At 75.4% G+C, this 1915-nt stretch carries 1 protein-coding gene; it reads left to right on the forward strand.

Annotation, left to right across the window (positions count from 1 at the left end):
• Positions 1 to 1915 (forward strand): nSTAND1 domain-containing NTPase (locus FNQ90_RS21395; RefSeq protein WP_456115106.1); only part of this gene is annotated, 1915 nt, incomplete at both ends.

A 1915-nucleotide genomic window follows, 5' to 3' on the forward strand; every position in this document is an offset into this window, starting at 1 on the left:
GCCCCTGCCCGTACCCGGGCCTGGAACCCTTCACCGTCGACGACGCCGGTTTCTATCACGGCCGTGAGCGGCTGGTCGCGGACCTCCTGGACGCCTGCACCCGCGCCACCGCGTCCCCCTCCTCTCCGCTGATCGTCGTCGGGCCCTCGGGTTCCGGCAAGACATCCCTGCTGCGCGCCGGGCTGCTGCCCGCCCTGCGCCGCGCGGCCCCCGAGGAGCTTCCCGGCGCCGCGCACGCCCCCACCATCCTGCTCACCCCCGGGGAGCACCCGCTGCACACCCTGGCGGCCCGGATCAGCCCGGACCGGCCGCCGAGCGGCGAGGAGTTGACCGAGCGGCCCGAGGCCCTCGCCCGACTGATGGCGGGGACGAGAGCCGAGGACGCCGGACCCATCGGGCCGCTCCTGATCGTGGACCAGTTGGAGGAACTTTTCACCGCCTGCCCGTCCGCCCGCGAACGAGAGGCCTTTGTGCGCGCCCTGCGGGCCGCCGCCGAGGCAGGCGCCCTCGTGGTACTCGCGCTGCGTTCCGACTTCTATCCGCACGCCCAGGCCCTGCCCGACCTCGCCGCGGTGCTGCGCGACCATCAGGTCCTGGCCGGACCGCTGAGCCGTGAGGAGCTGCGCGCCGCGATCGAACGCCCTGCGGCGGAGGCCGGCCTCGTCCTGGAGGACGGACTGGCCGACCTGCTCCTCACCGAGTTGGGCGCCGTGGACCAAAACCGCGGGTCCGCCGGCGTGCTGCCGCTGCTCTCCCACGCCCTGTGGGCCACCTGGCGGCGGCGCAGCGGCGGGCGGCTGACATTCGCCGGATATCGGGCCGTCGGAGGCATCGGCAGCGCCATCGCCCAAACAGCCGAGGAGGTGTACGAGGAGCTGGACGCGGCGGGCCGGGCCGCCGCCCGGCTGTTGCTCACGCGCCTGGTGCGCATCGACAGCGAGACCGCGGACACCGGCCGCGCGGCCGACCGCCAGGCCCTGCTGGAGGGCCTGCCGAACCCCGCAGCCGGAGCGGAAGCGCTGCGACGACTGGTGGACGCCCGGCTGGTGACCGTGGACAACCGGACCGTCCGGATCAGCCACGACGCGCTGTTGCGCGCCTGGCCCACGCTGCGCGAGTGGATCGACGCCGACCGGGAATGGCTGCGGGTCCGGCGTCCGATCGCCGCCGACGCCGACGAGTGGTGGGCCTCGGGGCGCGAGCCGTCGCTGCTGTACCGAGGGGTGCGGCTGGCCGCTGCCCGGGAAAGCGCCGAGCGCGCCGGGCTGACCACGGCCACCGGACAGCCCGGCGCGGCCCCCGCCACCGACCCGGACCCCAGGCTGACCACGTTCCTGCGCCACTCCTGGCGCCATGAGCGGCGTCGTCGGCGGGCCCGCACGGCCGTCCTCTCCGTCCTCGTGGTACTGGCGCTGCTGGTCGCCGCCGCCGGGGTCACGGCCATCGTCTACCAGCGGGAAGCCGTCGCCGAGAGGGATGCCGCCGAGGCCCACCGTGCCGAGGCCATGGCCCGCCTCGTCGCCGCCGACGCCGCCCGGCTACGCGACTCCCGGTCCGGCCTGTCCCGACAACTCGGCCTGATCGCCTACCGATTGGACCCCGAGGTGGGCTTCGGTCCGCTGCTGGCCGCGCACGAGACGCCCGGGACATACCACCACGCCGCGGTCGTGGCGGACCTGGACGTGCCCGCGGACGGATCCATGCTCGCCATGAACGCCGACGGCGATGTCGTGCTGTGGAGCACTGCCGGGACCGGCGAGCTGGCGCGGCTGCCGGGCACCGGCCCGGGACCCGTCGCCCTCAGCGGGGACGGACGCCTCCTCGCGGCCGTGGCCCCCACCGAACGCGAGGTCCCGGCCGGAGAACTGGCGACAGCGGGCACCGTACGGCTGTGGGACACCACCGACCCCACCTC

The organism is Streptomyces alkaliphilus (assembly GCF_014141535.1).
Taxonomy (GTDB): Bacteria; Actinomycetota; Actinomycetes; order Streptomycetales; family Streptomycetaceae; genus Streptomyces; species Streptomyces alkaliphilus.